The organism is Corynebacterium sp. HMSC072A02 (assembly GCF_001810085.1).
GTDB lineage: Bacteria > Actinomycetota > Actinomycetes > Mycobacteriales > Mycobacteriaceae > Corynebacterium > Corynebacterium hesseae.
Genome location: NZ_KV799822.1, coordinates 65,397 through 89,748, shown reverse-complemented (window position 1 = coordinate 89,748; position 24,352 = coordinate 65,397). Strand labels below are relative to the sequence as shown.

Below are 24,352 nucleotides of genomic sequence, written 5' to 3'. Positions count from 1 at the left end.
TGACCAGTCTAGTAGCCGCGCAGAATTATCTAGCCGTGGTTTTCTTTAATCCAGTCGAGCAGCCCCGGAACGGAAGCATCGATCTCACTGCGGGTGCGGGCGAAGTCCTCCTCCGTGCCGTAGAAAGGATCCTCCACGCTGGCATCCTCCGGTGAGTTCGGATCGAAGCTGCGCATGAGGCGCACCTTGTCTTCCGGGATGCCGCGCTCGATGAGGGCATCGCGGTGGCCGGTGTCCATGGCCACGAAGAGGTCCGCGTCCATATGGTCCGGACCCAGCTGGGCGGCCTGGTGGCCGGCGCCATCGTGGCCGCCGCGGCGCAGCTCAGCCACGGCGCGCTCGTCCGCGCCCTGGCCCACGTGCCAGCCGCCGAGGCCGCAGGAAGAAACTCGCGCGAGGAGATCGAGCATGTCGGTCTCCATGGCGTCGCGTGTAATGATTTCCGCCATGGGTGAGCGGCAAATGTTGCCCGTGCACACGAAGACGATGTGGAGCTGGTTGTCGTTCTCCGGAGGCGTCATGCAAAGGCTCCTTAAGCTAGAGGGGTGCGCTGGCGAACGAAAGCTAGGATATAGCAGCGACGCGACTGACGTGAAACCTCAAGCCAACAAGGAGCATACGAGATGGCAGAACGAACGACCGTTGGCGAGATCCGCCGCGTAATCCACGAGGCCTACCCGCCGCAGCTGGCCGAGTCCTGGGATGCCGTTGGCCTGGTGTGCGGCGACCCCACAGACGAGGTGAGCACCGTGGCCTTCGCTCTGGACTGCACCCAGGAAGTGGCAGACAAAGCCGTGGAGCTCGGCGCGCAGATGCTCGTGGTGCATCACCCGCTGCTGCTTCGCGGGGTGACCTCGGTGGCGGCGGATACGCCGAAGGGCAAGGTCATCCACACTCTGATACGCAATGGCGTGGCCCTGTTGGCCGCGCACACCAACGCGGATAAGGCCCGCCCGGGTGTCAACGACAAGCTGGCTGAGCTCGTCGGTATCACGCCCGGCCGCCCCATCGTCCCGGTGGAGCCCTATGAGAACCTCGACGAGGCCTTAGGGCTAGGGCGCGTGGGCGAGCTTGAGCAGCCGGTGACTCTGCGCGAATTCACCCAGCGCGTGGCCGATGCCCTTCCGGAAACCGAATGGGGAGTGCGCGCGGCCGGCGATCCGGAGCGCATGGTGAAGAAAGTTGCCGTCTCCAGTGGCTCGGGGGATTCCTTCCTGGACCACGCGGCGGCTCTCGGCGTGGACGTCTACGTCACCTCCGATTTGCGCCACCACCCAGTGGATGAGCACCTGCGCGCCGCGCACCTGGCGGAGCCGGAGGGCCCGGCCGTGGTGGATACCGCTCACTGGGCCAGCGAGTTTCCCTGGACTGCCCAAGCGCGCGATATTGTGGAGGACGCATTGCGCGTGAACACCGAGATCATCGATGTCCGCACCGACCCATGGACGATTTCTGCGCATAAGGAGAACTAAATGAAACTGCCACAGGACCTGCAGAGCATCTTGCTGGAGCTGGCCACCCTCGAGCGCTCCCAGGCGCTAGGTGGGGCAACCACCATCCCGGAGCAAGAGGAGTACGAGAAGGCCCAGGCCGCACACGCCCGGCTTGTCGACGCCTCCGGCTCCGCCCAGCTCGCCGTCGACGACATGGAACTGGAGATCTTGCGCATTCAGGCTGACGAGCGCAAGCTGCGTCAGCGCGAGCGCGATGACAAGGCGCAGCTTGGTGCTGCGACCGACCCAGAGACCCGCAAGGACCTGGAGCACGATCTCTACGCTGCAAAGTCCCGCATCGCGGATCTTATGAGCGAGCTACAGGAAGCCCATAACGAAATCCACGCACTGCGCGCCAACCTTGATGTTCACGGCGCGAAGGTCTCCGATTCCGAGCGTAAACTCGAAGTACTCAAGCGCGCGGCCGAGGCCGCCCAAGAGGCCGCGGCGAACCGCCCGGATCCGCAGGTGCGCATCGGCGAGCTGCGCGAGCAGCTGCCCGCGGATGTCCTGGAGGAGTACGAGACCGTGCGCGAAGAAAACGGCGTGGGCGCTGCGGCCTTCACCGGGCGTGGTTGCGGTGGTTGCTTCATCGTGCTGCCGCCGGCCGAGCAGAACGCGGTGCGCAACGCTGCTGCCGACGAGGTTCCGCAGTGCAGCGACTGCGGCTCCTACCTGGTGCGCCCGGCCTCATGAAGCTAGTCATCTTTGCTGACGGCGGCTCCCGCGGCAATCCCGGGATCGCCGGCTCCGGAACTGCGGTCTATAACGAGGACCGCTCGCAGCTGCTCAGGGAAATCGCTTACGTCGTGGGCCAGAAGTCCACGAATAACGTGGCCGAATACCACGGGTTGCTGCGCGGTTTGGAGGCCGCGGTGGAGCTGGGCGCGGATGAGGTGGAGTTCTATATGGACTCCAAGCTCGTGGTGGAGCAGATGAACGGGCGCTGGAAGATCAAGCACCCGGACATGCAGAAGTTGGCCATCGAGGCGCGCCGCCTGCTCAACCAGATTCCGCGCTTCAGCCTCGAGTGGGTTCCGCGCGCCAAGAACTCGGTGGCCGATGAGCTCTCCAACGTGGCGATGGACGCCGCCGCGAAGGGCGAGCCCGTGGGCATCCTCGATATGGGTGCCGGCGACGCCGTTGAAACCGGCGCCGCTGTCGATGCTGCGGGCAGTGAAGAACCCGGCGGGGAGGCAGGGGAGACGTCGCCAAGCACGGCGTCTTCAACCGCGGCCGACTGGCGCTCCGAGACCGGACAGTCCACCCGCTTCATCCTGCTGCGCCACGGGCAGACGGCGATGTCCGCCGCCAAGCAGTACTCCGGGCGTGCAAACCCCAAGCTGACCGAGCTGGGCAAGAAGCAAGCGCTCGCCGCTGCCCAAGCCCTGGCCGATACCCACATCGATGCCGTGGTGTGCTCGCCGCTGCGCCGCTGTCAGCAGACGGCTGCCGCCGTGGTTAAGGGCCGTGAGCTGCGTGTGGAAACCGTCGAGGACCTCATCGAGGTGAACTTCGGGCGCTGGGAAGGCAAGACCTTCGCCGAAGCAGATGCCGCCGACCCTGAGCTCCACGCGCGTTGGCTGAAAGATACGTCCGTGGCCTGTCCGGGCGGGGAGTCCCTGCGCGCCGTGCACCGCCGCGTCAGTGCTGCGCGCCGCGAGCTGCAGCAGCGCTACGCGGGGCAGACCGTTCTCGTGGTCTCCCACGTCAACCCCATCAAGTCCTTTGTGCGCCAGGCGCTCGATTCCGGACCGCAAACGCCCAACCACCTCTTCCTTGAGCTGGCTTCCTTGAGTGAGGTCGAGTTCTTCGAGGGCGGCAGCACCCTGCACCGTTTCAACGATGTGGGGCATCTGGGCGCGCTGCGATAAACTAACAGGCGCGAATGAGCCGACCGGGCAAACGCGTTCCGTCGAACCGGCCCCTTTTTGGGACTAGGCGCGGGCCGAGGAAAGTCCGGACTCCACAGAGCACGGTGGTTGCTAACAGCAACCCGGGGTGACCCGCGGGAAAGTGCAACAGAGAGTAGACCGCCGCGTGCCTCCACTGCGTTTCGGCGCGGCGAAAGGGAAGCGGTAAGGGTGAAAGGGTGCGGTAAGAGCGCACCAGCACCGTCAGCGATGGCGGTGGCTGGGTAAACCCCACTGGGAGCAAGGCATCACGGCCCGCCACGCTTGCGGGCCCGATCAGGCGTTAGTAGGTTGCTCGCCGAAGCCTGAAGGTAGCTGCTTGAGCCAACTGGCAACGGTTGGCCTGGATGGATGTTTGCCACCGCGCCGCGTGCGCGGCACAGAATCCGGCTTATAGGTTGGCTCATTCGCACCCACACTTTTATTTTTTTGGAACAATGGGGCGGCATGAAACTGTATGCCGCGCCCTTGGACTTTCGGCCCATCGCTGAGGAGTTTTCCGTTCCGACCGACTTCCCAGAGGAGGTCACCGCCCAGGTTGCCTCCGCGCAGGACCGCTATGCCGAGCAGCGCCGCGATGCCCGCGACATCCCGCTGGTGACCATTGACCCGGCCGGCTCCAAGGACCTGGACCAGGCCGTGTTCATCGAGGCGCGCGATGGCGGCTACCGCGTGCTCTATGCCATCGCGGATGTCGCCGCGTTCATCGAACCGGGCTCCGCGCTGGAGACCGAGTCCCTGAAGCGTGGCCAGACCATTTACCTGCCGGATGAGCCGGCGCGGCTGCACCCGGCAGAGCTCTCCGAAGATAGGGCTTCGCTGCTTGCCGACGTCGACCGCCCCGCCGTCCTCTGGACCTTCGACCTCGACTCCGCGGGCGAGGTGGAGGACTTCTCTGTGGAGCGCGCGCTCGTGCGCAGCCACGCGCGGCTGGACTACGACCAAGTGCACGCCGACTTGGAGAAGGGCACGCTGCATTCCTCCATCGCCTTGCTGCCGGAGGTGGGAAAGCTGCGCCAGGCTTCCTCGCTGCGCCGCGAGGCGATCAACTTGCGCATTCCCTCGCAGCGCGTATCCGAAAGCAGCGATGGGGAGAAAGGCCACTACGAGCTGGTCATGGAGCCGCGCCATGAGGTGATGGACTATAACTCGGAGATTTCCTTGCTCACCGGGATGTGCGCGGGGCGGCTGATGGAATCACATGGAGTTGGTTTCCTGCGCACCCTATCGGCGGCCACCCCGGAGGCTGAGGCCACCTTCCGCTCTGAGGCGGAGGCCCTGGGTTTTGAGCTGGGGGAGAGTAGTATCTCTGAATTCCTGCATTCCGTGGATGCGGATTCACCGCGCGGGATGGCGGTGATGCGCGAGGCCCAGCGTTTGCTTCGTGGCGCTGACTACGTGTGGCTGGAGGATGGCCAGGCGGACGTGCACGCGGGAATCGGCGGCTACTATGCGCACGTGACGGCCCCGCTGCGGCGTCTTGTCGACCGCTTCGCCACAGAGGTCTGCCTGGCGCTCAGTGGCGGCTACGAGGTTCCGCAGTGGGTACGCGAGCGCGCCGGGGATGTCATTTCCACGATGCGCTCGACATCGCAGCTGGCCTCCCAGGTGGATAAGGCCTGTTTGAACCTTACGGAGGCGACGGTCTTGGCGCCGTGGGTAGGCACCAACTTCGAAGCCGTGGTGGTCGATGGCGGGGAACAGCGCGAGAAGGCGCGCCTCTTCGTCCTAGACCCGCCGGTGATGGGGCAGGCCGTGGGCCACCCGGAGACCGGCAAGGAGACGATGGTGTCCTTGGTCAAGGCCGACGTTGAGGAGCGCGATGTGCTCTTCGCGTGGCCGGCGGACTAGTCCTCGGTGATTGCTGGGCTTCCTGCAGTAAGCGGGACGACAAGCAGGCCGTCCTCGGCCAAGTCGGCCGCAAAGTTTGCGGCCTTGGTGCTCGGCACGTAGGCGATGACCGCGGAGGACGTGCCCGCGTGGGCGGAGCGTGCCGCGACGGCGCCGCGCGCGGTGGTCAGCTGCGCGAGTTTCTCCGCGGAGCTGAATTCATACACGGTGGACAAGGCTGACTGCGACTGCGTGAGGAGCGGGAAAAGCTCGGTGCCACGGCGCGAGCGCAAAGCGCGGGCAACTCCTTCGGCGCGCTCGGTTTCCTCTGAGTAGAAGGTCAGCCACGCGGTGGCTTGCGCGATGGTCGGCTGATTCTCGGTGCCGTGCACCTTGTGGACAGCGGCGAGCCACTCGAGGACGCGTTGGGGTGCATCCGGCAACAGGCGCAGCGAAGGCGTGCCGAAGGCGCGGCAGGCGGCGTCGATGAATCGCTCGCGGGTGCGAATCTCTGCGACGGCTTCTAAGGAATCGGCATCACTTGGCACGGCCAGCGCGAAAGCCGCGATGTCTTTGTTGACCATGTGCGGTGCCTGGGTGACGGAGCCGTCGGCGTAGTCGATGATGGTGATGGACTCACCAGCGCCGCGCAGCGCGGCGGAGTGGCGGGCGCGCAGCGCAGGGAATCGGGCGAAGGTGCCAACTGCTTGGGAACACACCTCCGCGATGCGGGCACGCAGCGGAGCATCATGCAGATCATCTGCGTTGCCGAGCAACGCTAGCGCTGTGGCAATGTCGATGGCTGCGGCGGCGCCGAGCCCGGTCGAATCGGGGATGTCGTTGACCACGGTGATATCGGCGCCGGCGGTCTCGCGGGTAAGGAGCTGGCGGTTGATCATGGTGTAGATGATGCCGCCGAGGCGCGCGGCGATGGCCCCTTCGGGTGCAGGGGGTTCGATGGGCTGGCCTTCGGAATCGACGCTGGGCTGTTGCTCCGCGGCGAGGGAAGAGACCTGCTCGAGGGAAATTTGGTCTTCAACGGTCTCGCCGTTGGTGTGCTCTAGGCGAACCTTGACCAGGCCGTCGCTGCGGGGGCTGACAGCTGCTGCCGCGCGGATGTTGGCCAGGCCCATGATGGCGATGCCGCCGTAGTGATCGATGTGCTCGCCGATGAGTGCCCAGGTGGCAGGGGCGCTGGCAACATGAGCTGCATCAGCGCCCACGTTCTCGCGGTGTGCGGCGCGAACGCGGTCGACGGCCGGGGTCGAAGGGGCAGTCCACAGGGGCATCGGGAAGGTTCTCCTTTGCTGGTGGCGAAAGCCTGCCTAAAAGAAAAGGCAGGAGTAGGTGACCAATCTATTCTAACGGGCGTGACCCGCGGGCGGTCTGTAGTGTGGGGTGCACTGATTACTTGCCCGACAGAACGGAGAAAACTATGGCTGAGGCTGACAACAAGTGGTTCTACGACCCGTCTACCGGTGAGGTATCCCAGGGAAAGGTGTCCGGCTGGGAGAACCGCATGGGCCCCTACAATTCCCGCGAGGAAGCCGAGCGCGCTATTGAAATCGCGCAAGCCCGCACCGCCGCGGCTGATGCTGAGGATGCCGCCGAAGACGATAACTAGGCGATAGCTAAACGTCTCATGGCCGGCCATGAGGCGGATGCGAAAAGCTCGGGCCCACACCACCGCAAGTAGGCGATGGTGTGGGCCGTTGTGGTGACTGCATAACTACGCAGCCACGCAGGATGAGCCGGCGGCCTAGCGCAGCTTCTTGCGCAGTGGCTTAAACGCGGACTTGATGGCCTTAAAGCTGTCCGAGTAGGCGTTGAGTGCTTCCAACCCGATGACGCGCTCGCGCTGGTAGAGCAGACCATAGCCGAAGGTATCCTCACCCCGTCGGCGGGCAGTTTCTGCCAATTCGAGCAACTTATCGCGAGAGGTCACGGAATCCTGGAAGTCTCCCAAGACAGATTGCATCTGCTTGCAGGCCTTGTAGAGGTTCTTGGTCTTTAGCGTGGTGGCTGAACCAGCGGCCTCAGCTGCATAGCGCAGTTTCTTTGCGGCCTTGCGCATATCGTGGAAGTACTCTTCACGCTCGTGCAGCGTCAGCTCGGTGTTATCCCAGTTTGAGATAGCCTTCTTGTGGCGTTTAACCAGCTTGTCATAGGCCTGCTTGAGGTGCAGCGCCATCACCGTGTCAAGATCGTGGGACTCTTCTTCATCGCGTTTGGCGTGCTTCGGCGCATAGTCCTTCGCTGCGTCCTGCTGCTCAGATGGTTCAGCGGAAGCTGTATCAGCGGAATCAGATTCCACCGCACCGTTGTCCCCAGCGCTGGTGTCTTCGTCTGCTGAAGCATCCTCGGCGGCGACTGGCGGGTTGGAGAGGAATGCATCGAGCGCATCGAGCAGAGCCAGGTACTGGTCAGAATCGAGAGCGGCGATGACACGACGATGCGCGCGGCGGTAAGCACGGCCCATATCGTGCGCGATGTGTTCGCGGGTGGCTTCATCAAGCACATCGGAGTCCTCGGAGGCGAGGAGATTCTGCCAGCGCTCTTCTACGACCTCGGCGTCACGAGCAACGCCAAGCATGGCCGCAAGCTCCTTGAGATCGGACTCTAGGCGCTGGATCTCCGGGCCCACGACAATGCCGTGGAAGGTTTGAAGGTGGCTGCGCAATTCGCGGGTAGCAACGCGCATTTGGTGCACGGAATCCCACTCATCACGGCGTACCCGCGGATCAAACTCGACGAGCTTATCCCGATTAGCTCGCAGTGCCTCCACGACTGCCGCCGCGGGGGAGCCGGGCTCCACGTTAGACGTTGCGAGTGCTGGGGGAAGCTCGACATTGTTGATGGACTGCCCCAATGCTGACTTCAGCTTGGACGGTGAGGAGGAAACCCGCGCGCCAGAACTGATCAACAGGGAGGTGGCATGACGCAGTAGCGCGCTGCCCTCCTTCGTACCGGGCAGTTCTCCTGCGAGCTCTACTTCCCACTCGCGCCATGTGCTCTGAGAGCCACCTGGTAGGAAAGAGAATGCGGTGACATGGTCATCGCAGAACTCAGCGACAGGCTGCTCGTCCGTGTTTACGAGGAGCAATTCGGTGCGGTTGTTGTCCACTTGTGCAATGGGTTCAAGCGGGTGGTTACGGATCACCGAACGAACCTGGTGGAGGAGTTCGGCCGGGACTTCGTACTTGCCGTCGACGGGTTCACCGAGTTCGGCTCGGATTTCGGTACGACCTTCCGCGCCGGGAATTTTGATATGCCAGCCATCGTCATTTCCACCGGTGCGGCGCCGCAGCGTGATCTTCGCGTGGGTAAGGCGGAGATCCTCAGTGTCGTAGTAAATCGCCGACAACGAGTGGTGGCGAGTTTCTGCGACTCGGGCTACCTCATCGAGGCGGGCGAGATCTGGTACCGGGGTGGTTTCATCCACGGCGAACTTGGCTTCGATTTCAAGAAACGTCTTTGGAGACATGTACACACCTTCGTCGGGGAGCGAAATGATAAAAGAAGAGGTATAAAACCTCTGCACTGCCTTCTAGGTTACCTGGCTAATAGTGCAAATGTGCCAACCCTTGCTGGTCCTTAACCGGTGAGTTGGCGGCGCCCACCCAAGCCCGAGGAATCACCACCCAAGTGGGAATTCTCCGCGGCAGTTGCACCTGCGGACATCCCTGCATGGTTCCTCATTGCTAAGGAGATGGTTCGCGAATCAGGGAAGAGGTGATCAGCTAAAGCTTCTGCCTTATGTCTGCGTACTTCCACCGCTGATAAAGATCGCTGAGCGAGGGCTACGTCGTTTTTCCTTTTGGCGTTGCTGCCCGCAGCCGAGTCTGTCTGTTTCTCGTCGTGAGGCGCCAATGAGGCGTTCGCTTCCTCCAAAAGCTCCCCAATGCGGGTGGCGTAGGCCAAAATGAAGCTTCGGCGAAACGACGCCACATTGCCGAGTAATCGCGCGTTGTCGGCAGCCTCCCCATGAGTCATGTGCCATTCGCACTGCCGCAGGAGGGAAGCGAACAGGTCGCTGACATGATCAATGTCCGCCTCGGCGCCAAAGACGGTGATGATTCCCATGGGGTGAAGCTTGAGGACGGTGCATCCATTTCGATCCGCGATGACGCTAAGAAGCGTGGTCTTGTGGTTGATATAGGGCGCGCTGATACGGATGCGTGTGGACATCACCGTGTCCGGGGATTCGGCGAGTGCCTCATCGAGGCGGTGCCGTTGTTGGAGGCTCTGTGCTTTGGCAATGAGCGCACTGGCTTCCTCTTCATAAGGAGTGGATTCAGCCTTTCGCAGAAGCTGGGTGATCTTGTTGCGGAACCGATTCTCTTTGCTGTCTTGGCTTGCCCGAGAACTAGTTTTCTCTGCTGCGAGCACGTCAACGTCACGCAGCGGGGGCAGAGCGGAAGTAGCGTCAATGAGCCGTATGAGGTCATCGGTCGACATAGTCATCGAGTTAGGCGGGGAGACGCTTAACCATTCCTTGCGCAGCACAGTAGAACTAATCTGCGCGGGAATATGGGCAGCGGCACGATAAATAAGAGGGTGGCAAAAGCTGCCTAGGACGTGGAGTAAGTCCTTAGGTGACCATCCTTGACTGGCAGCTTGGCAAATGAGCTCGAGTCCTCGTGCGCTTAAGGTTCCGTGGTGGTTGTTCATAGCTGTTCCTGTTCCGTTTGTATGTGTACATCTGTTCGGTTGTGAGGCCATTCAAGCACGTGAGACTGATATCTGGTCTAAGAGTCGAAAAAATTTGCCCCCGAGATACTCTTGCCAACTGGGACAATAGTTGGAAGGGCGGGGGCAAAAGCTGCAACTCCCGCCGTTACTTGGGCCCGCGGCGGTAGGGTTTAGAACATGAACAGCCAACACGAATTCGTCCTTCGTACAGTTGAAGAACGCGATATCCGCTTCATTCGCCTTTGGTTTACTGACATCTTGGGGGCGCTGAAATCGGTGGTAATGAGCCCCTCAGAGTTGGAATCTGCCTTTGAGGAAGGTGTTGGCTTCGATGGTTCCTCGGTGGAAGGGTTCTCCCGCATCTCAGAGGCCGACACTATCGCAATGCCGGACCCTTCAACCTTCCAAATCATGCCCTTTGACAAGGAAGAACCAGAGCTTCTTTCGGCACGCATGTTCTGCGATATTACCCAGCCCGATGGGCAACCTTCCTTGGTGGACCCGCGCCACATTCTGCGCCGTCAGGTTACTGAGGCTGCCAATGAAGGGTTTACGTGCAAGGCTTCTCCTGAGATTGAGTTTTATCTTCTGGAAGACGCCCGCGATATCAATACCCTGATTGCCACCGATAACGGAGGCTACTTCGACCAAGCCACGCACGATAACGCCCCGAGTTTCCGGCGCCGGTCGATGTACGCGCTGGAATCCATGGGCATTGCCACGGAATTTAGCCACCATGAAACCTCACCTGGGCAGCAGGAAATCGATCTGCGCCATGCCGACGTGCTGTCCATGGCAGACAACATCATGACTTTCCGCTACCTCATTAAAGAGGTTGCCTCCCAGCAAGGAGTGCACGCCACATTCATGCCGAAGCCATTTGAGCATCGCTCTGGCTCGGGCATGCACACGCACTTGAGCCTTTTCGAGGGAGATTCCAACGCTTTCCACGACCCCGACGATGAGATTTCACTTTCCAGTACGGGGCGGCAGTTTATCGCCGGCATCCTTGAACACGCTGTGGAAATGACCGCAATCACCAACCAGTGGACCAACTCCTATAAGCGCCTGATGTTTGGCAGCGAAGCCCCGGGATCAGTGACGTGGGGAATCTCCAACCGTTCGGCGCTGGTTCGAGTTCCTACCTATCGTCTTTCCAAAGAAATGTCGCGCCGCGTTGAGATCCGTTCACTAGATTCAGCGATGAACCCCTACCTGGGCTACGCGGTGTTGCTTGCCGCTGGCCTGCGCGGAATCAGGAAAGGCTATGAGCTTGGTGATCCCGCCGAGGATGACGTCCATCAGCTGACCCGTCGTGAGCGCCGCGCGATGGGGTACAAGGATCTGCCAAGCAGCTTGGACCAGGCACTCCGTGAATTCGAGCGCTCTGAGTTTATGGCGGAAGTCCTAGGAGAGCACGTCTTTGAGTACTTCCTGCGCGCCAAGTGGGATGAGTGGCACGAGTATCAGCAGCAGATCACCGCATTCGAGTTGCGCAACAACCTGAATTTCTAGGAGAAGCATGCGTCCAGCATCTGTACCGTCCCCGGCAACTCTTGGCCTTACCCGGCCAACTGCTGCGGAGGACTTGTCCCGCCTTGGGTGGGATAATCCTGAGTCCCTTGAGCTGCTGTGGACCCTGGCCGCGGCCGGTGATCCCGATATGGCCCTCAATACGTTAATGAGGATCATCGAGTCAGCGCCTGAGATCGGCCCGGCGATGCGTGAAGACGAAACCTTCCGGGTACGGTTGATGGCCCTGTTGGGCGGCTCCTCGGCGTTTGGTGATCACCTTGCCGCCCACCCGGAGACCTGGCGCGAGCTACAGCGCCCGCTGCCGACTCCCACGGAAATGCTGCACACCTTGTTGGAAGAGGTAGGGGCGGAACCGGCGACGTATGCCGAGCAGCCCACTCGTCCTGATACCGCGAGCGCCGATCTGACCTCTCCCGGTACATACCGGGCAGCTCCCGGAGACCACAAGGCATTGCTCAAGGTGGCCTACCGGACGCTCATGATGCGCATCGCCGCTCATGACCTCGCAGGGACTTTCCATTCGCGCAAGGGGCAGTCACGACCGCAGCCGCGGGTGGGTTTCCGTGAAGTCACGCGGCTGACGACGGCCCTCGCTGACGCCTCCTTGACGGCAGCGCTCGCCGGTGCTGTCCGAGTGGTCTACGAGGACCAGCCACTCGATACGCAGCTGGCAGTCATCGCGATGGGTAAGTGCGGTGCGGGCGAATTGAACTACATCTCCGACGTGGACGTGATCTTCGTGGGTTCGGAGGCAACGCCACGGATCACCCGTCTCGCGTCAGAATTCAATCGAATCGGCTCGGCGTGCTTCTTTGAGGTCGACGCCAACCTGCGCCCGGAAGGCAAGTCTGGTGCACTAGTCCGAACTCTGGATTCGCACGTGGCCTACTACAAGCGGTGGGCGGAAACGTGGGAATTCCAAGCCCAACTAAAAGCGCGGCCGCAGACCGGCTACTTGCCCTTGGGCACGGACTATCTCGACCAGATCGGACCCATGGTGTGGACTGCATCGCAGAGGGAATCCTTCGTGGAAGACGTCCAGGCTATGCGCCGTCGAGTGCTGGACAACGTCCCGGAGGATATGCGCCTTCGCGAACTCAAACTCGGCGAGGGCGGCTTACGGGACGTGGAATTCGCCGTCCAACTATTGCAATTGGTTCATGGCCGCTCAGATGAATCGCTGCGCACGCTGGCGACGGTCGATGCCCTCGCAGCGCTCGTGCGCGCCGGGTATGTCGGACGCGAAGATGGCACCCAGCTCATCGAGGCCTATGAGTTTCTTCGCTTGCTCGAGCACCGCCTCCAGTTGGAGCGCTTCCGCCGTACCCACACATTGCCGGAAAAAGATGACCTCAAGGCGCTGACGTGGCTGGCCATCAATTCAGGATTTCACCCACAGGGGCATCAATCAGCAGCGGATCGGATGAACGCCCACCTGCGGAAAATTCGCCTGCTCATCTCTGAGCTGCACTCGCGCTTGTTCTACCGCCCGCTGTTGAATTCCGTGGCGTCGATGTCTGCGGATGAGCTCAAATTGTCGCGAGAAGCAGCGCTTTTGCAGCTGGCAGCACTTGGCTATCGCCACCCGGATCGCGCCTTCGAGCACCTCACCTCCCTGGCGGCTGGGCAGTCACGCAAGGCCCGTATCCAGGCCATCCTGCTGCCGACCTTGATGGAGTGGCTCTCAAACACGGCCGATCCAGACATGGGCCTGCTGAATTATCGCAAGCTGTCTGAGGCGGCCTACGACCGAACGTGGTTCCTGCGCATGCTTCGTGACGAAGGCGTCGTCGGCCAGCGCCTCATGAAGATATTGGGCACCTCGCCATTTACATCGGAGCTCATTATCCGCGCGCCGGACGTCGTTAAGCAGCTCTCCGATGGCGCGGCAGGGCCCAAGCTATTGGAAACCAAACCGGCGCAAGTTTCCTCCGCCTTGATTAATTCCACCAAGCGTCACGCGGACCCTGACAAAGCCGTGTCGGTAGCCCGAGCCCTTCGCCGCGCGGAGCTGGCGCGGATCGCTGCCGCGGATCTGCTGGGATTTTTGCCGGTCCAGCAGGTGTGCTTTGAGCTGTCCACCATCTGGAATGCAGTGCTGGAAGCCGCGCTGCGCGCCGAAGTCAGGGCCTGGAGGCTGGAGAACGATGACGCCGAACCACCAGCCCGCATCGCCGTGATTGGAATGGGGCGGCTCGGCGGCATGGAGCTGGGCTTTGGCTCGGACGCCGATGTCATCGTGGTGGCCGAGCCAACCGAAGACAATGCCGAAGAGGAAGCCCTGCCGTGGGCAATTGGCATTATCGAGAAACTGCGCCGCCGCTTGGCAAAGCCTTCCGGGGATCCGCCCCTGGACGTTGATTTGGGCTTGCGCCCAGAGGGGCGGTCGGGAGCAGTTGTGCGCTCGATCGAGTCCTATGAGCGTTATTACTCGCAGTGGGGCGAACCCTGGGAGATGCAGGCACTACTCCGCGCGGCTTTCGTGGCGGGGGACAAAGACGTCGGGCAACGTTTCCTCACCATGGTGGATGCCTTCCGCTATCCGCCGCAAGGCGTGAGCGAGAAGACCATCCGCGATATCCGCAGAATGAAAGCGCGCGTTGATAACGAGCGTTTGCCGCGCGGCGCTGACCGCAATACCCATACCAAGCTGGGGCGCGGCGGGTTGACCGATATCGAATGGACCGTCCAGCTGCTGCAGATGATGCATGCTCATGACGTGCCGGCGCTCCATGATCCCTCCACACTGCGCGTTCTCGACGCCCTCGAGGAGAGCGAGGTCATTCCAGTCCAACAAGTGCGGGAGCTGCGAGAGGCCTGGCTGTTGGCCACCGATGCCCGCAACGCCCTGGTATTGGTGCGTGGTAAGCGCGTGGACCAGCTTCCGGCACCGGGCCCTCAACTGGCGCAGGTGGCTGGTGCGGCCGGCTGGGAGCCCGAGCACAACCAACAATTCCTAGAGCACTACCTCAAAGTCACCCGGCACGCCCGGAAGGTAGTCGACGAGGTGTTTTGGGGTGAGACTGAGTCATTCGAGCACGATTAGTAGAGCACAGCGAGGAGAGGCGTTTATCCTCCCTGACCCGCACCCTGAGTTAACCCGGATCTATCCCTGAACTAAACGCACGCCCCTGTTCAATCAGGTGATAAGCCGTTAGCCTTAGACAGCAGTGAGCGGCACTTGCCCCGCGCCCTTCAAGGAGCCGAAAAGGAGAACACCATGAGCCTTAATCTTTCTCTCGACCTCAACGCTGCCACGCTTGCTGATCTCGATGCATTCTTATCCGCGGCCCGAGCCGCCGGGTGCGATCCCGCCGCCGCGCTGAGCGTGGAGGGGACGGTGATGCGGTTGGACGTCGACAAGCCCCGCGTTGTCCCTCCTGAGCCGAAGCCAGAGACCCCACGCCGCAGCAGCCTTGATCGCTCCGTGGCAGAGTCAACTATCCGGTCCATCATTGATGCGCTGTCCGAGCGCCTGGATTCGCCGCATCCCCCGCGCGGTACCTCTTTTGGGACCTTTGGCCCTGGCGCGGATTAAGCCGGCGGTGTGAGAAAAGTCTAAGGTTGTGGCCGTGAAGTCCAAGCAGTTTATCGCCGTGTGGGTCCTCGTTGTGATCGCTGTCATCACCGCCGTCGGCGCAGGCTGGTGGGCCACAGAGAGGCACCAGGTGCCGGAGGGTGCACTGACCGTGGAGCAGGTGGTCAACGGTGGCGTCCCGCAGGATCAGTCGGTTGATGTTCAGCTCGACCCTGCTGAAAATGACCGCATTGTTTCGCTGGCAGAGGCACTGGGGATCCCGTCGGAGTCGGTTCCTCGCGGCCTCTTGTCGGTGGCATCAGACAGGTACCGCTCCCGCCAGATCCTCGAGACTGATCTCAAGAAGGCCGTGGAGGCGGGTGCAATTACGAAAGATGATGCGAAGGGTGTGCTCGCCGCCTTTGACGCCGGGGTCGTCGCCCCGGTGGATGGCCCGATTCTCGTGGAATCGACCCCGGCCGAATAGCCCGATGATCTCGCCCGGCTGGGGTGCCGGCGCGAACACACAGGGATTGGCAGGTGATACGCAGTCAACGGGGATCTGCCTGGCAGCCGCGGATCTTAAGCTCTCACGCACAGATAACGAATCGATAAAGGTTGGTGCGTTGAGGTGGAGAAACAACGAAAACTACGCGAGCTGCTCAGAACCGCCCTAGGGGTGAGCATTGCCGTCCTCGTTCCGATTGGCGGTGGGCTCGGGGTCTTCGAAGTGGCCAATTCGGTACCCCTTGAGGCGGCGTTCAGCGCCGCGGCCCTTCATTAGCCCAGCCCTGAACTAACCAACCTGCACGATGGTGACGTGCGGGCCGCCGTCCTCGCCCCGGCTGCGCAGGATGTGCGTGATGAGAACACCCACGATGCCAATGCACCACACGCCAAAGACTGCCCAAGCAGCGAGCCGGAAGTCATGGAAGGGGTAGTCAGGCCCATTACCCAAGTGATCGAGAACCATGCCGACGAGTTGGGCGCCGATGACCGTGGCGATGAAGCCTCCCATATTGGCCAGGCCCGTCGCCGTGGCAACGATAGTGCGGTCGAGGTTTTCACGGACAATGTCGAAACCGTAATTTGCCACCGGTGTGCACAGGGCTACCAGGCTGATGAGGATGAACAGCGAGAGATAGCTGCCACCGAAGAGGAAGAACAAGGCCCACACCGCGCAGTGGGTAGCCACAAACCCTAAGGCGAGCCACGGGCGGAAACCGCTGGCCCTGGAGGAAAGCTTGCCGTGCAGTGGGCCGACGAGCACCATGCACACGCTAAACCACGTCAGGATCCAGCCGGCGCTAGTCTTAGAAAAATCCATGCCTGCAGTCATCAGCGGCACGCCCCATAGCATGACGAACACGTTGGTGGCCCCCAGGCCGATCCAGTGAATAAAGAATGCCTGCCAGGCTACGGGGGAACGGAAAACGGTGGATAACAGCGCTGCTGTGCTTTCCGGCTTCGCGTTAGGTTTTTCTTTCGGCTTGGGCACGATGCCGAGGGATTCTGGGGAATCAGCCACCGCCACCGCGGCCGCAACGGCGATGAGGATGCCCACCGCACCCAAGCTAACGAAGGCCATGGTCCACCCACCCCAGCCCAGCAGCATGGCGAAAGGAAGGGCGGACAAGAACTGGCCCAGCTGCCCAAGCGACGAGGTGACCTGAGTGAACATGGGGGTGCGGTGCAGCGGGAACCAGTAGGGCAAGATACGCATCACGGAGAGGAAGGCGGTGGCATCGCCCGCGCCGATGAGCAGGCGGGCGGCGATGGCTACCCAATAATTGTTGGTGAAGCCAAGGAGTACCTGACCCACGCCCATGATGACGGAACCAATGACGAGCAGGCGCCGCGGCCCGAACTTATCGATGAGCATCCCGGTAGGGATCTGCGCCAGCGAATAGATACCCAATTGCACCGCGGTGAACACGGCAATGCGGGAGGCATCGACCTCGAAGCGATCGATGGCTTCGAGGCCCGCCACGCCAAAGGACGTGCGGCCGGTCATCGCCACGATATAGACCAACACCGCAGCCACCCACACAGAGAGAGCCTTCGTGGTAATTACATTGCGTGGATGAGGAACCGACATGGCTGATACTTTACGCGTCACCAACTAAGATGCAGGGGGTGAAGTACATTTCGACCCGCGATACCGCCCGCCAGCCCGCCGCCTTTACGGATATCCTCCTTGGAGGTTTGGCCCCTGATGGTGGGCTCTACCTGCCGGAAACCTATCCCCGCATTGATGACGCCACCCTTACCCAGTGGCGCCAGACCTTGGCTGAGGGCGGCTACGCGGCCCTGGCCGCGGAGGTGCTCAAGCTCTTCGTGGACGATATTCCTGCAGAGGACCTCGAGGGGATTGCTCAGCGCGCCTACACCTACCCGAAGTTCGACGATGAGGAAATCGTCCCCGTCAGCGAACTGGGGGAGGGCCTGTACATTGGTCACCTCTCTGAAGGGCCGACGGCCGCCTTCAAGGACATGGCCATGCAAATGTTGGGCGAGCTCTTCGAATACGAGCTGGCCCGCCGTGGGCAAACCCTCAACATCTTGGGCGCTACCTCGGGTGACACCGGTTCCTCGGCGGAGTACGCCATGCGCGGGCGCAAAGGTATCCGCGTCTTCATGCTGACCCCGGCCGGGCGCATGACGCCCTTCCAGCAAGCCCAGATGTTCGGCCTGGATGACCCGAATATCTGCAATATCGCCCTCGACGGCGTGTTTGATGATTGCCAGGATGTGGTCAAGGCGGTATCGGCCGACGCTAACTTCAAGGCAGAAAACCGCATCGGCGCGGTCAACTCCATTAACTGGGCCCGCCTCATGGCGCAGGTGGTCTACTACATCAACTGCTACCTCAAGGTCACAACGGAGAACACCGAGAAGGTCTCCTTCAGCGTACCCACCGGCAACTTCGGTGATATCTGTGCCGGCCACATCGCCCGCCAGATGGGCCTGCCCATCGACAAACTCATCGTCGCAACCAATGAGAATGACGTGCTCGATGAGTTCTTCCGCACCGGCAGCTACCGCCCGCGCTCCTCGGAGCAGACGTACAAGACGTCCTCGCCGTCGATGGATATTTCCCGCGCCTCGAACTTCGAGCGCTTCGCCTTTGACCTGCTGGGCCGCGATGCCGCACAGGTTAAGGAGCTGTTCGGCACGAAGGTGAAGGAAGGCGGGTTTAACGTCGACAAGCAGGCGCTCGACGCCGCCCGCGCCGAGTACGGCTTCCTGTCTGGTTCCTCCACCCACGCCGACCGTCTCGCCACCATCAAGGATGTTCACGAGCGCTACAACGTGCTGGTGGATCCGCACACCGCCGACGGCATCAAGGTTGCCCGCGCAGTTAAGGATGAGTTCGGCGTTGACACTCCCATCGTGTGCCTAGAAACCGCACTTCCGGTGAAGTTCGCGGAGACCATCGCGGAAGCCATCGGCAGCGAGCCGGAGGTGCCGGAGCGTTTCGCCGGAATTCTGGAAGCCGAGCGCCACGTCACCGATCTGCCCAACGATGCGGCGGCGGTGAAGGATTACATCACGCAATACATCAAGAGCACGGAGGTTTAAGCCAATGGCACAGGAACAGTTCTCGGGCCCGGAGTATTTCACGGAGTTTGACCCGGAGAAGTTCATCCGTGACATGAAGCAGGTCGCTGAGATGGAGAAGGAAAACAAGGATCAAAAGGCGGACCCGGGTGAGGCTGCATCCGCTCAGGAGGGCTAGGCCTTACCTTCTGGTGGTGCTCAGCGCGACTGCGCTGGCGGTGGGTGGATGCTCAATGCCTATGGGGGTTGACTCCGTTCCCGAAGCTGCCTCGAGCACGTCCGAGTACACCACGATTTCACCGGCCCCGCCGCAGACGCATACCCCCGATGCCTCCCCAGTGCCGCCGGGCGCGGCGCTCGACATCTCTGCTATGCAGCCCGTTCCCGGCGAAGCCTTTGACTTCAACCTCTGCACGGTGGCGTGGAGCTTCGTGCTTGACGACGCCCGTACCATCGCCGTCACCGCCTCCCATTGCGGTGAGCCAGGGGATACGGTGTGGGCGGGCGCTGAGGATAGGGAATTCGTGTACCCAGCGGAGCCCGTCGGCACCATCATCTATTCCGATCTCAGCTCACCTGACACACACCAGCTCGACTTCGCGTTGGTGGAGATCACGCGGCAGGCGGAGTTTTATGTCCCGCAGGACATGCCTACCAGCGTGGTCGCTGCGGGGCAGGAGGAGCTTCCGGATGAGGTGTGCAAGCTGGGACGCATCACGGGAGAGACGTGCGGACCACTGACGCATGGAGAAAGCCACGGGAAACTTCAGTTTGGCGACCGAACGGTAGACACCGTCTCGGCGAGTGCCCGAGTCTGTTCCACGCATGGTGATTCCGGGGCGCCGGTCTTTGGCGCGCCGGGCAGTCCCTTTGAAGGCGTGATCGTCGGGGTTCTGTCAGGGACGACGGAAGCCGCGGCAGGCAGTCAAGGCTGCACCGACGGGCCTGAGGCGGAGATGTCCTTTACCGCTGCCTCCGACATCGAGGCACTCCTGCCGGAGATTCTGGAGCGGGTTTAGGCGCTAAGATTAAACCCATGCCGACTCCTGATTTTATTGTGTCCCTGCGTGAGAAGATTGGTCACGAGCAGCTCTTCCTTCCCAGCGTGACCGCGGTTATCGTGCGGGCGGTTCCTACCGGTTCTGCGATATGGGAGCTGCCGTCCGTGCTGCTGGCCCAGCGCGCCGATAACGGTACCTGGGGTCCCATCTCCGGCATCTGCGAGCCCGGGGAGGAGATTACGGCGACCGCACTGCGTGAGGTTAAAGAAGAGATCGGTCTTGATGGCCGCATCGAAGCGCTTCTTGGCGTCGGTCAGGTGGGCCCAGTGGTCTATCCCAATGGCGATGAGTGCATGTTCATGGATACTGCCATCCGGGTCTCCGTTCCGGATGGTGCGGAGCCGGTGATTTCCGATGAGGAGAACCTAGCCGCGCAGTGGTTCTCGGTGGCGCAGATGCCGACGTCCGTCAGCGCCCGCCACCGCATGATCATTGGAGATGCCGTGGCACAGATGAAGCACCCACAAGGCTTCCGCCCGCGGATGGGATACGTCAAGCGCACTTAAACCCCAGCGCAGTGCCGTTTCTGCGAAGCTTGTCTGAGGGTTTAGAGTGTTGGAGTTGCCGTAAAATATCATCAGAAACGCATGATATGGGTTGATGCCGCCGGTGATGCTCGATAGCTTCGGGGCCATGATTTCACGCACACTGAAGAAAGTAACCACTGCAACCGCGTTCGTCGCCCTCGCCGGCGGCGTCCTGGGTGCCGGTACCGCCGGTGCACAAGAGATGTCCTCCGCCGACTCCGTGAAGACCAGCCAGATTCAGGAGCTGAGCTCGCGCCTGTTCGGTGACTCCTTCTCCTCCTCGAAGGATTCGGAAGCACCGGAAGGCTCTGGCTTGATTGAGAAGTATGAAGACGTTGACGGCCTGCAGGACAAGCTGCCGGCTGATGAAGCACAGAAGGTTCTCAACGGCACCTTCACCGCAAAGAAGAACCCAGCGATTTCCGTGACCTTCAATGACGACGGAACGCTGACCTACAACGATGGCTGCAATTCCGGTGGCGGCAGCTACAAGCTTGATCAGACCGATGCCATCGTGGTGGAGAACCTGACCTCCACGATGCGTGCTTGCTCCCCTGAAGAGATGGCCGATGCCGATGCGCTCAACACCATCCTCACCGCCAAGCCAGTCGTTATCCCCGTGGAGGGCAACACCTTCGCGCTGGGCAGCCAGGGCCAGGCCATCCAGTTCACCAAGGCTGAAAACTAAAGCCTGATAAACACGCTGACAGCGTGCACTGCGGAGCTAGTTCGAGATTGGGCTAGCTCCGCTTCGCTGTGCGCGCCGTCCTTCGATGAGCCAGCTAATGAAGCGGCAGGAGCAAGCAGACCAGTGCGCGATGAGGAGCAACGGGATGCTGAGCGCGATGACGTCGAGAAGCTCCGAGCCATTCACCAGCGCTACTTGGTGCCCGCCCATGCTGACCGTCCCGGGCGGGAAGGTGCAGCCCCACCATGCGGGCGAGTAGTCCACCCAGCGAGCCACATTGGGGTAGAAGGTGATCATGGCATAGAGCGCGAGGGGGACGGCGATCACCATAGCGGTCAGCCCGTAATAGACGGAAACATGACCGGGGTAGAGGATCTGCATCGCGGTGGTGGATTGGCCCACCACGCCCAGCGGAACCCAGGCGGTAGCTGAGTTGGCCCCGGAGAGATTTACCTTGCCGTGCCAAGCGGCCCAATACACGCGGATGAAGGTGGGGACCGCGGTAGAGATCGACATGACGAAAAGAATGGTGCCCATGACGTGGTAGGCATGTCCGTAGTCGAGGGCAAGGAAGCCAGCCACGGAGGATGAAATCATGGGACCAACCAGCGGCAGACCCCAGGTAAAGCGCGGTTCACCGTCGAAGCGGGTGAGCTGAATAGCCCACGTGATGACGGTGACGGGTCCGCCGATCCAAAAGCCGACGAGGCGGAAGGTTCCGATATCCGTCAACCCGGACAGCGCTGCGCCGAGCGCCAGGATGCCGATGAAATACATGGACCATTCAGCCATCGAGGTTCGCGCGAAGCTGGGCTGGCGGTATAGCGCAAAGCCAACCGTCAGCACGAGGAGAATAATGCAGGATAGCGCTGCGAAAACGGCGGAGCCTGTCAGCATGCCCTCCTCAACGAGCAGCCGAGAGACGATGGAGGTACCCATGAGGCTGCCGCCCCACGCGGGGCCGGGCGGCGGTAAGTGGCGGAATCTAGTAGTCACGCGGTTAGCGTAGTTGTTTAGCTCGTGTCGTGCCCCATCGTCATGCCTGATAGAGCGGTGAATTTACTCCGATTTCGCCTGCTCAGTAAGCGGCCCCACATTCCTCAATGTCGCTCCACCAAGAAGTAGGGCGGCCGGTGAGCTGTATCTAGCACATTGCCTGCCGTAGGCCGTTGAAGTAGTAGTTGCCGTCGCCGCCTTGGTAGCACTCGGTCGAGTTGGAGGGCCACATGCTTTGCGCCTGGGAGCAGTCCATGAATCCACCATAGGGGCCAAAGGTTGCCCACTCCATGCTGGGCGCTTTCTGCTGCGGTGCGGCAGGTGCCGGAGCTGGTGCTGTTGCTGGTTTGCTGCTGCTGTTGTTCGCGTTGCGCGCTGGCTTGTTCGGGCCTAACTCCCGACGTGTCTACTATCCGGGGGCAGGCCCCACAGTGGAGTAGCCGCTTCCCGGCCGTCCGCGCAAGTCTAATTCGGTCAACGCCGAGTTAGGCTTTTGGCGTTTTCTCCCGTTTGCGAACTGCTTTTGTCCCATCACAGACACAAAAGCCTAAGCCGGATTGAAGCGAATTGGATTTCTGCGAATCTCTCCGAGTTACTTCCGCACTCCCGCATCGATTTCGCCCTAGGGCGGAAGAAACCAGTGCTGAGAGGTACCTCTTACTTTGTAGCTGCAAACCATGGCGTTGCAGTAACATTTGGTCCACATTCCCTGATTACGAAAGGCTGTCTCATGTCACAGCAACCCGACGATTTATCTCTTGAACTGACCGATGACATTCTCGATGGCGAACTTGTTGAAGAATCGCTCGAGGGAGTCGAAGTCCCCACTGAGCTTGAGGACGTACAAGACCTAGAGACAATGACCGCCGAGCAGGACGCAGCGGCGCAAAAATTCGCCATGGATTTTCTCAAGAAAATCATCCGTCTTCGCGGGGTGCGCATCGATCGCGAAAAATTCCTTGCGCAAGAGCTACGCAAGGTCGGTGTATCCAATGACGTCATTTCACAGGCTCTGAGAAGCACGCCAATACATGCTGAATTAACCTTGGCGCAGCTGGATTCAATTGCAGATTCGACCATTAGCTTTGAGACCACCAAGTCCGCAGCGATTTCTTTCACGGCGGGCCTGCCAGGCGGCCTAGCAATGGCCGCCACCGTTCCTGGCGACATCACTCAGTTCTATGTGCACGCATTCCGCGTGATGCAAAAGCTCGCCTATCTGTACGGCTGGCAGGATCTGCTTGGCGACATGGATGAAGCTGATGATGAAACCGTTGGCAAGCTCGCCGTTTTCTTGGGTGTGATGATGGGCGTGGGTGGCGCCGCGAATAGCCTCATTGCATTCTCAAAACAAGTCGCTCGCCCCGCGATTCAGAAGCAGATTTCTCAAAAAGCTCTGACCAAGACCGCCTGGTTCCCAGTGGTTAAGCAAACCCTCAGGCTCGTGGGTGTCAAGGTCACCAAAGACTCCTTCGCGAAGACAGTCACAAAGGTAATCCCCTTGCTGGGCGGTGCGCTCTCCGGCACGATGACCTTTGCAACCTTGCGGACGCAGTCGCAGCGTCTCAAGGATCACCTGCGCGAACTGCCGCCCCCGGGTGTCGACGGCGCAGAATATCTCGCCATGGTCACGGTGGCCAACGACATCGCCGAACGGTCAGGGTCGACGCGACTCGCGGACTTGGGCTCCTCTGTCAAAGGCGTGTCTGAAAGTGCACTCGGATTAGCTGGAAGCGCGGCTGTAAGTGCACGGGATATCGCAGGCACAGCTGCTCAGGCAACCAAAGAGCAGCTCGGCAGCCTTGGGAGCAATGCTACGGGGCTCGCGAAAGGGCTTCGTGGCCGATTTGCGAAAAACAAAGATACAGACGAGGACTCCACTACATAACTAATTGCCGATGCGCCTGCCAGGGCATTTGCTTCTAATTTAGGAATTTGGTGGGTTGCGTCCCTTAGTGTGGTGTATCTGTGCCCCGGTGATGTCGGTGCCGTGAACGAATGCGGCGACCATCGCGGGTACCTTTCGAATCAACTTCTACCTATCCTCGAAAGGAAGTCCACCGCGATGGCCGCTGCCCCTATCATATCGACCCGACTGCCTATCTCGAAGAACTGCTGCCCCAAGTCTCCCCAGACTTAATGCGCCAAATGCTTGGCGATTTCATCAATCAGATCCTCTCTGCCCAAGCCGATAGCGTCTGCGGTGCTGATTACGCCACCATGTCCGATACTCGCACTAATTCCCGCAACGGCTACCGTCACCGACAACTCGATACCAGGGTGGGCTCTATCGGCATAGCCGTCCCGAAGCTGCGCCGTGGTTCCTTCTTCCCCGACTGGCTTCTTGAACGACGCACCCGCACCGAACGGGCCCTGACTACAGTTATCGCAACGTGCTACCTCAAAAGGGGTCTGGAGAGTAAAGAGAGCGCCCTTTCACACGCGAGGAAAAACGCGCACAAAGAGCTGAGAGATCAGGATGAATATACCCCTTGAAGCGTGCCAGAGTTGCGTGTTTTCGTGAGCTGGGAAGCGCTT

General features: G+C 61.1%; 22 protein-coding genes, 1 other RNA gene and 1 pseudogene. 17 read left to right on the top strand and 7 right to left on the bottom strand.

All coding sequences use genetic code 11. The features are described 5' to 3' along the window. Positions 1 to 29 precede the first annotated feature (29 nt). A complete protein-coding gene (locus HMPREF2698_RS03035) occupies positions 30 to 521 on the bottom strand; it encodes a low molecular weight protein-tyrosine-phosphatase (protein ID WP_070519723.1) in 492 nt (163 codons plus the stop codon). A 102-nt stretch (positions 522 to 623) separates the two neighbouring features. Here HMPREF2698_RS03035 and HMPREF2698_RS03030 point away from each other — a divergent pair, with 102 nt between their 5' ends. From HMPREF2698_RS03030 to HMPREF2698_RS03010, 5 genes are all read left to right on the top strand, one after another. Continuing rightward, positions 624 to 1,472 carry a Nif3-like dinuclear metal center hexameric protein gene (locus HMPREF2698_RS03030; protein ID WP_070519725.1) on the top strand — a complete coding sequence of 283 codons (849 nt, stop codon included), beginning with the start codon at positions 624 to 626 and terminating at the stop codon, positions 1,470 to 1,472. Next, positions 1,473 to 2,189: a zinc ribbon domain-containing protein gene (locus HMPREF2698_RS03025; RefSeq protein WP_070519727.1), complete on the top strand. Its 717-nt coding sequence runs from the start codon at positions 1,473 to 1,475 to the stop codon at positions 2,187 to 2,189. Continuing rightward, positions 2,186 to 3,367, top strand: coding sequence for a bifunctional RNase H/acid phosphatase (locus HMPREF2698_RS03020; RefSeq protein WP_070561998.1), 1,182 nt, complete (start codon positions 2,186 to 2,188; stop codon positions 3,365 to 3,367). The genes HMPREF2698_RS03025 and HMPREF2698_RS03020 overlap by 4 nt, the downstream gene beginning before the upstream one ends. Before the next feature lie 15 nt (positions 3,368 to 3,382). Beyond that, positions 3,383 to 3,816: RNase P RNA component class A (gene rnpB, locus HMPREF2698_RS03015), an RNA gene on the top strand. A gap of 37 nt (positions 3,817 to 3,853) precedes the next feature. Next, the gene (locus tag HMPREF2698_RS03010; protein WP_070561996.1) at positions 3,854 to 5,257 is read left to right on the top strand and encodes an RNB domain-containing ribonuclease; all 1,404 of its coding nucleotides are present in this window, start codon (positions 3,854 to 3,856) and stop codon (positions 5,255 to 5,257) included. On the opposite strand, the gene HMPREF2698_RS03005 is transcribed toward HMPREF2698_RS03010, so the two are convergent. Further along, complete coding sequence (locus tag HMPREF2698_RS03005; RefSeq protein ID WP_070561994.1) at positions 5,254 to 6,525, bottom strand: galactokinase family protein; 1,272 nt, start codon at positions 6,523 to 6,525, stop codon at positions 5,254 to 5,256. The genes HMPREF2698_RS03010 and HMPREF2698_RS03005 overlap by 4 nt on opposite strands. Before the next feature lie 146 nt (positions 6,526 to 6,671). On the opposite strand from HMPREF2698_RS03005, the gene HMPREF2698_RS03000 reads away from it, so the two are divergent. Next, positions 6,672 to 6,860, top strand: a complete 189-nt coding sequence (locus HMPREF2698_RS03000) for a hypothetical protein (RefSeq protein WP_070519735.1) — start codon at positions 6,672 to 6,674, stop codon at positions 6,858 to 6,860. A 135-nt stretch (positions 6,861 to 6,995) separates the two neighbouring features. Here the strand turns inward: HMPREF2698_RS03000 and HMPREF2698_RS02995 are convergent, their stop codons facing one another. Further along, positions 6,996 to 8,720 carry a CYTH and CHAD domain-containing protein gene (locus tag HMPREF2698_RS02995; RefSeq protein WP_070561992.1) on the bottom strand — a complete coding sequence of 575 codons (1,725 nt, stop codon included), beginning with the start codon at positions 8,718 to 8,720 and terminating at the stop codon, positions 6,996 to 6,998. Between the two features lie 110 nt (positions 8,721 to 8,830). Beyond that, complete coding sequence (locus HMPREF2698_RS02990) at positions 8,831 to 9,700, bottom strand: DUF2786 domain-containing protein (RefSeq protein WP_246819424.1); 870 nt, start codon at positions 9,698 to 9,700, stop codon at positions 8,831 to 8,833. Between the two features lie 405 nt (positions 9,701 to 10,105). On the opposite strand from HMPREF2698_RS02990, the gene HMPREF2698_RS02985 reads away from it, so the two are divergent. The 4 genes from HMPREF2698_RS02985 (at position 10,106) to HMPREF2698_RS02970 (ending at position 15,468) form a co-directional block, all read left to right on the top strand. Then, the gene (locus tag HMPREF2698_RS02985) at positions 10,106 to 11,443 is read left to right on the top strand and encodes a glutamine synthetase family protein (protein ID WP_070561987.1); all 1,338 of its coding nucleotides are present in this window, start codon (positions 10,106 to 10,108) and stop codon (positions 11,441 to 11,443) included. A gap of 7 nt (positions 11,444 to 11,450) precedes the next feature. After that, the gene (locus HMPREF2698_RS02980; RefSeq protein ID WP_070561985.1) at positions 11,451 to 14,510 is read left to right on the top strand and encodes a bifunctional [glutamine synthetase] adenylyltransferase/[glutamine synthetase]-adenylyl-L-tyrosine phosphorylase; all 3,060 of its coding nucleotides are present in this window, start codon (positions 11,451 to 11,453) and stop codon (positions 14,508 to 14,510) included. 174 nt (positions 14,511 to 14,684) lie between these two features. Further along, positions 14,685 to 15,002: a hypothetical protein gene (locus HMPREF2698_RS02975; protein ID WP_070519746.1), complete on the top strand. Its 318-nt coding sequence runs from the start codon at positions 14,685 to 14,687 to the stop codon at positions 15,000 to 15,002. Positions 15,003 to 15,036: 34 nt separating this feature from the next. Next, the gene (locus tag HMPREF2698_RS02970; RefSeq protein ID WP_227485674.1) at positions 15,037 to 15,468 is read left to right on the top strand and encodes a hypothetical protein; all 432 of its coding nucleotides are present in this window, start codon (positions 15,037 to 15,039) and stop codon (positions 15,466 to 15,468) included. Positions 15,469 to 15,777: 309 nt separating this feature from the next. On the opposite strand, the gene HMPREF2698_RS02965 is transcribed toward HMPREF2698_RS02970, so the two are convergent. Next, complete coding sequence (locus tag HMPREF2698_RS02965; RefSeq protein ID WP_070561983.1) at positions 15,778 to 17,079, bottom strand: MFS transporter; 1,302 nt, start codon at positions 17,077 to 17,079, stop codon at positions 15,778 to 15,780. Positions 17,080 to 17,117: 38 nt separating this feature from the next. Between HMPREF2698_RS02965 and thrC the strand changes: the two genes are divergently transcribed. The 5 genes from thrC to HMPREF2698_RS02945 all read left to right on the top strand — a co-directional run bounded on the left by thrC (position 17,118) and on the right by HMPREF2698_RS02945 (position 20,818). After that, on the top strand, positions 17,118 to 18,563 hold the full coding sequence (gene thrC / locus HMPREF2698_RS02960) for a threonine synthase (protein ID WP_070530154.1): 1,446 nt from the start codon (positions 17,118 to 17,120) through the stop codon (positions 18,561 to 18,563). 4 nt (positions 18,564 to 18,567) lie between these two features. Next, positions 18,568 to 18,720 carry a hypothetical protein gene (locus HMPREF2698_RS13385; protein WP_168164017.1) on the top strand — a complete coding sequence of 51 codons (153 nt, stop codon included), beginning with the start codon at positions 18,568 to 18,570 and terminating at the stop codon, positions 18,718 to 18,720. A 61-nt stretch (positions 18,721 to 18,781) separates the two neighbouring features. Then, positions 18,782 to 19,561 (top strand): trypsin-like serine protease, encoded by a 780-nt coding sequence (locus HMPREF2698_RS02955; RefSeq protein ID WP_246819423.1) that lies wholly within the window; start codon positions 18,782 to 18,784, stop codon positions 19,559 to 19,561. A gap of 17 nt (positions 19,562 to 19,578) precedes the next feature. Then, positions 19,579 to 20,109, top strand: a complete 531-nt coding sequence (locus HMPREF2698_RS02950) for an NUDIX hydrolase (RefSeq protein ID WP_070561981.1) — start codon at positions 19,579 to 19,581, stop codon at positions 20,107 to 20,109. Between the two features lie 127 nt (positions 20,110 to 20,236). Further along, a complete protein-coding gene (locus HMPREF2698_RS02945; RefSeq protein WP_246819422.1) occupies positions 20,237 to 20,818 on the top strand; it encodes an META domain-containing protein in 582 nt (193 codons plus the stop codon). Positions 20,819 to 20,854: 36 nt separating this feature from the next. Here the strand turns inward: HMPREF2698_RS02945 and HMPREF2698_RS02940 are convergent, their stop codons facing one another. Both HMPREF2698_RS02940 and HMPREF2698_RS13380 read right to left on the bottom strand, forming a co-directional pair. After that, positions 20,855 to 21,814 carry a TDT family transporter gene (locus HMPREF2698_RS02940; protein WP_083303770.1) on the bottom strand — a complete coding sequence of 320 codons (960 nt, stop codon included), beginning with the start codon at positions 21,812 to 21,814 and terminating at the stop codon, positions 20,855 to 20,857. A 148-nt stretch (positions 21,815 to 21,962) separates the two neighbouring features. Continuing rightward, entirely contained in the window at positions 21,963 to 22,106 is a 144-nt protein-coding gene (locus tag HMPREF2698_RS13380; protein WP_158011570.1) for a hypothetical protein, read from the bottom strand. 438 nt (positions 22,107 to 22,544) lie between these two features. Between HMPREF2698_RS13380 and HMPREF2698_RS02935 the strand changes: the two genes are divergently transcribed. Further along, on the top strand, positions 22,545 to 23,702 hold the full coding sequence (locus tag HMPREF2698_RS02935) for an EcsC family protein (protein WP_070519761.1): 1,158 nt from the start codon (positions 22,545 to 22,547) through the stop codon (positions 23,700 to 23,702). Positions 23,703 to 23,899: 197 nt separating this feature from the next. Next, positions 23,900 to 24,220, top strand: a pseudogene (locus HMPREF2698_RS02930) (transposase); the annotation flags it as partial. Positions 24,221 to 24,352: the final 132 nt, after the last annotated feature.

Bases quoted from the DNA above. Each gene is read 5' to 3' on its own strand.
- HMPREF2698_RS03020 (WP_070561998.1), top strand. From the start codon at position 2,186: ATGAAGCTAGTCATCTTTGCTGACGGCGGCTCCCGCGGCAATCCCGGG.
- HMPREF2698_RS03000 (WP_070519735.1), top strand. From the start codon at position 6,672: ATGGCTGAGGCTGACAACAAGTGGTTCTACGACCCGTCTACCGGTGAG.
- HMPREF2698_RS02955 (WP_246819423.1), top strand. From the start codon at position 18,782: ATGGGGGTTGACTCCGTTCCCGAAGCTGCCTCGAGCACGTCCGAGTAC.
- HMPREF2698_RS03025 (WP_070519727.1), top strand. From the start codon at position 1,473: ATGAAACTGCCACAGGACCTGCAGAGCATCTTGCTGGAGCTGGCCACC.
- HMPREF2698_RS02965 (WP_070561983.1), bottom strand. From the start codon at position 17,079: ATGTCGGTTCCTCATCCACGCAATGTAATTACCACGAAGGCTCTCTCT.
- HMPREF2698_RS02980 (WP_070561985.1), top strand. From the start codon at position 11,451: ATGCGTCCAGCATCTGTACCGTCCCCGGCAACTCTTGGCCTTACCCGG.
- HMPREF2698_RS13380 (WP_158011570.1), bottom strand. From the start codon at position 22,106: ATGGAGTGGGCAACCTTTGGCCCCTATGGTGGATTCATGGACTGCTCC.
- HMPREF2698_RS02935 (WP_070519761.1), top strand. From the start codon at position 22,545: ATGTCACAGCAACCCGACGATTTATCTCTTGAACTGACCGATGACATT.
- HMPREF2698_RS02995 (WP_070561992.1), bottom strand. From the start codon at position 8,720: ATGTCTCCAAAGACGTTTCTTGAAATCGAAGCCAAGTTCGCCGTGGAT.
- HMPREF2698_RS03030 (WP_070519725.1), top strand. From the start codon at position 624: ATGGCAGAACGAACGACCGTTGGCGAGATCCGCCGCGTAATCCACGAG.
- HMPREF2698_RS02950 (WP_070561981.1), top strand. From the start codon at position 19,579: ATGCCGACTCCTGATTTTATTGTGTCCCTGCGTGAGAAGATTGGTCAC.
- HMPREF2698_RS02975 (WP_070519746.1), top strand. From the start codon at position 14,685: ATGAGCCTTAATCTTTCTCTCGACCTCAACGCTGCCACGCTTGCTGAT.
- HMPREF2698_RS03010 (WP_070561996.1), top strand. From the start codon at position 3,854: ATGAAACTGTATGCCGCGCCCTTGGACTTTCGGCCCATCGCTGAGGAG.
- HMPREF2698_RS03005 (WP_070561994.1), bottom strand. From the start codon at position 6,525: ATGCCCCTGTGGACTGCCCCTTCGACCCCGGCCGTCGACCGCGTTCGC.
- HMPREF2698_RS02985 (WP_070561987.1), top strand. From the start codon at position 10,106: ATGAACAGCCAACACGAATTCGTCCTTCGTACAGTTGAAGAACGCGAT.
- HMPREF2698_RS02945 (WP_246819422.1), top strand. From the start codon at position 20,237: ATGATTTCACGCACACTGAAGAAAGTAACCACTGCAACCGCGTTCGTC.
- HMPREF2698_RS13385 (WP_168164017.1), top strand. From the start codon at position 18,568: ATGGCACAGGAACAGTTCTCGGGCCCGGAGTATTTCACGGAGTTTGAC.
- HMPREF2698_RS03035 (WP_070519723.1), bottom strand. From the start codon at position 521: ATGACGCCTCCGGAGAACGACAACCAGCTCCACATCGTCTTCGTGTGC.
- HMPREF2698_RS02990 (WP_246819424.1), bottom strand. From the start codon at position 9,700: ATGACTATGTCGACCGATGACCTCATACGGCTCATTGACGCTACTTCC.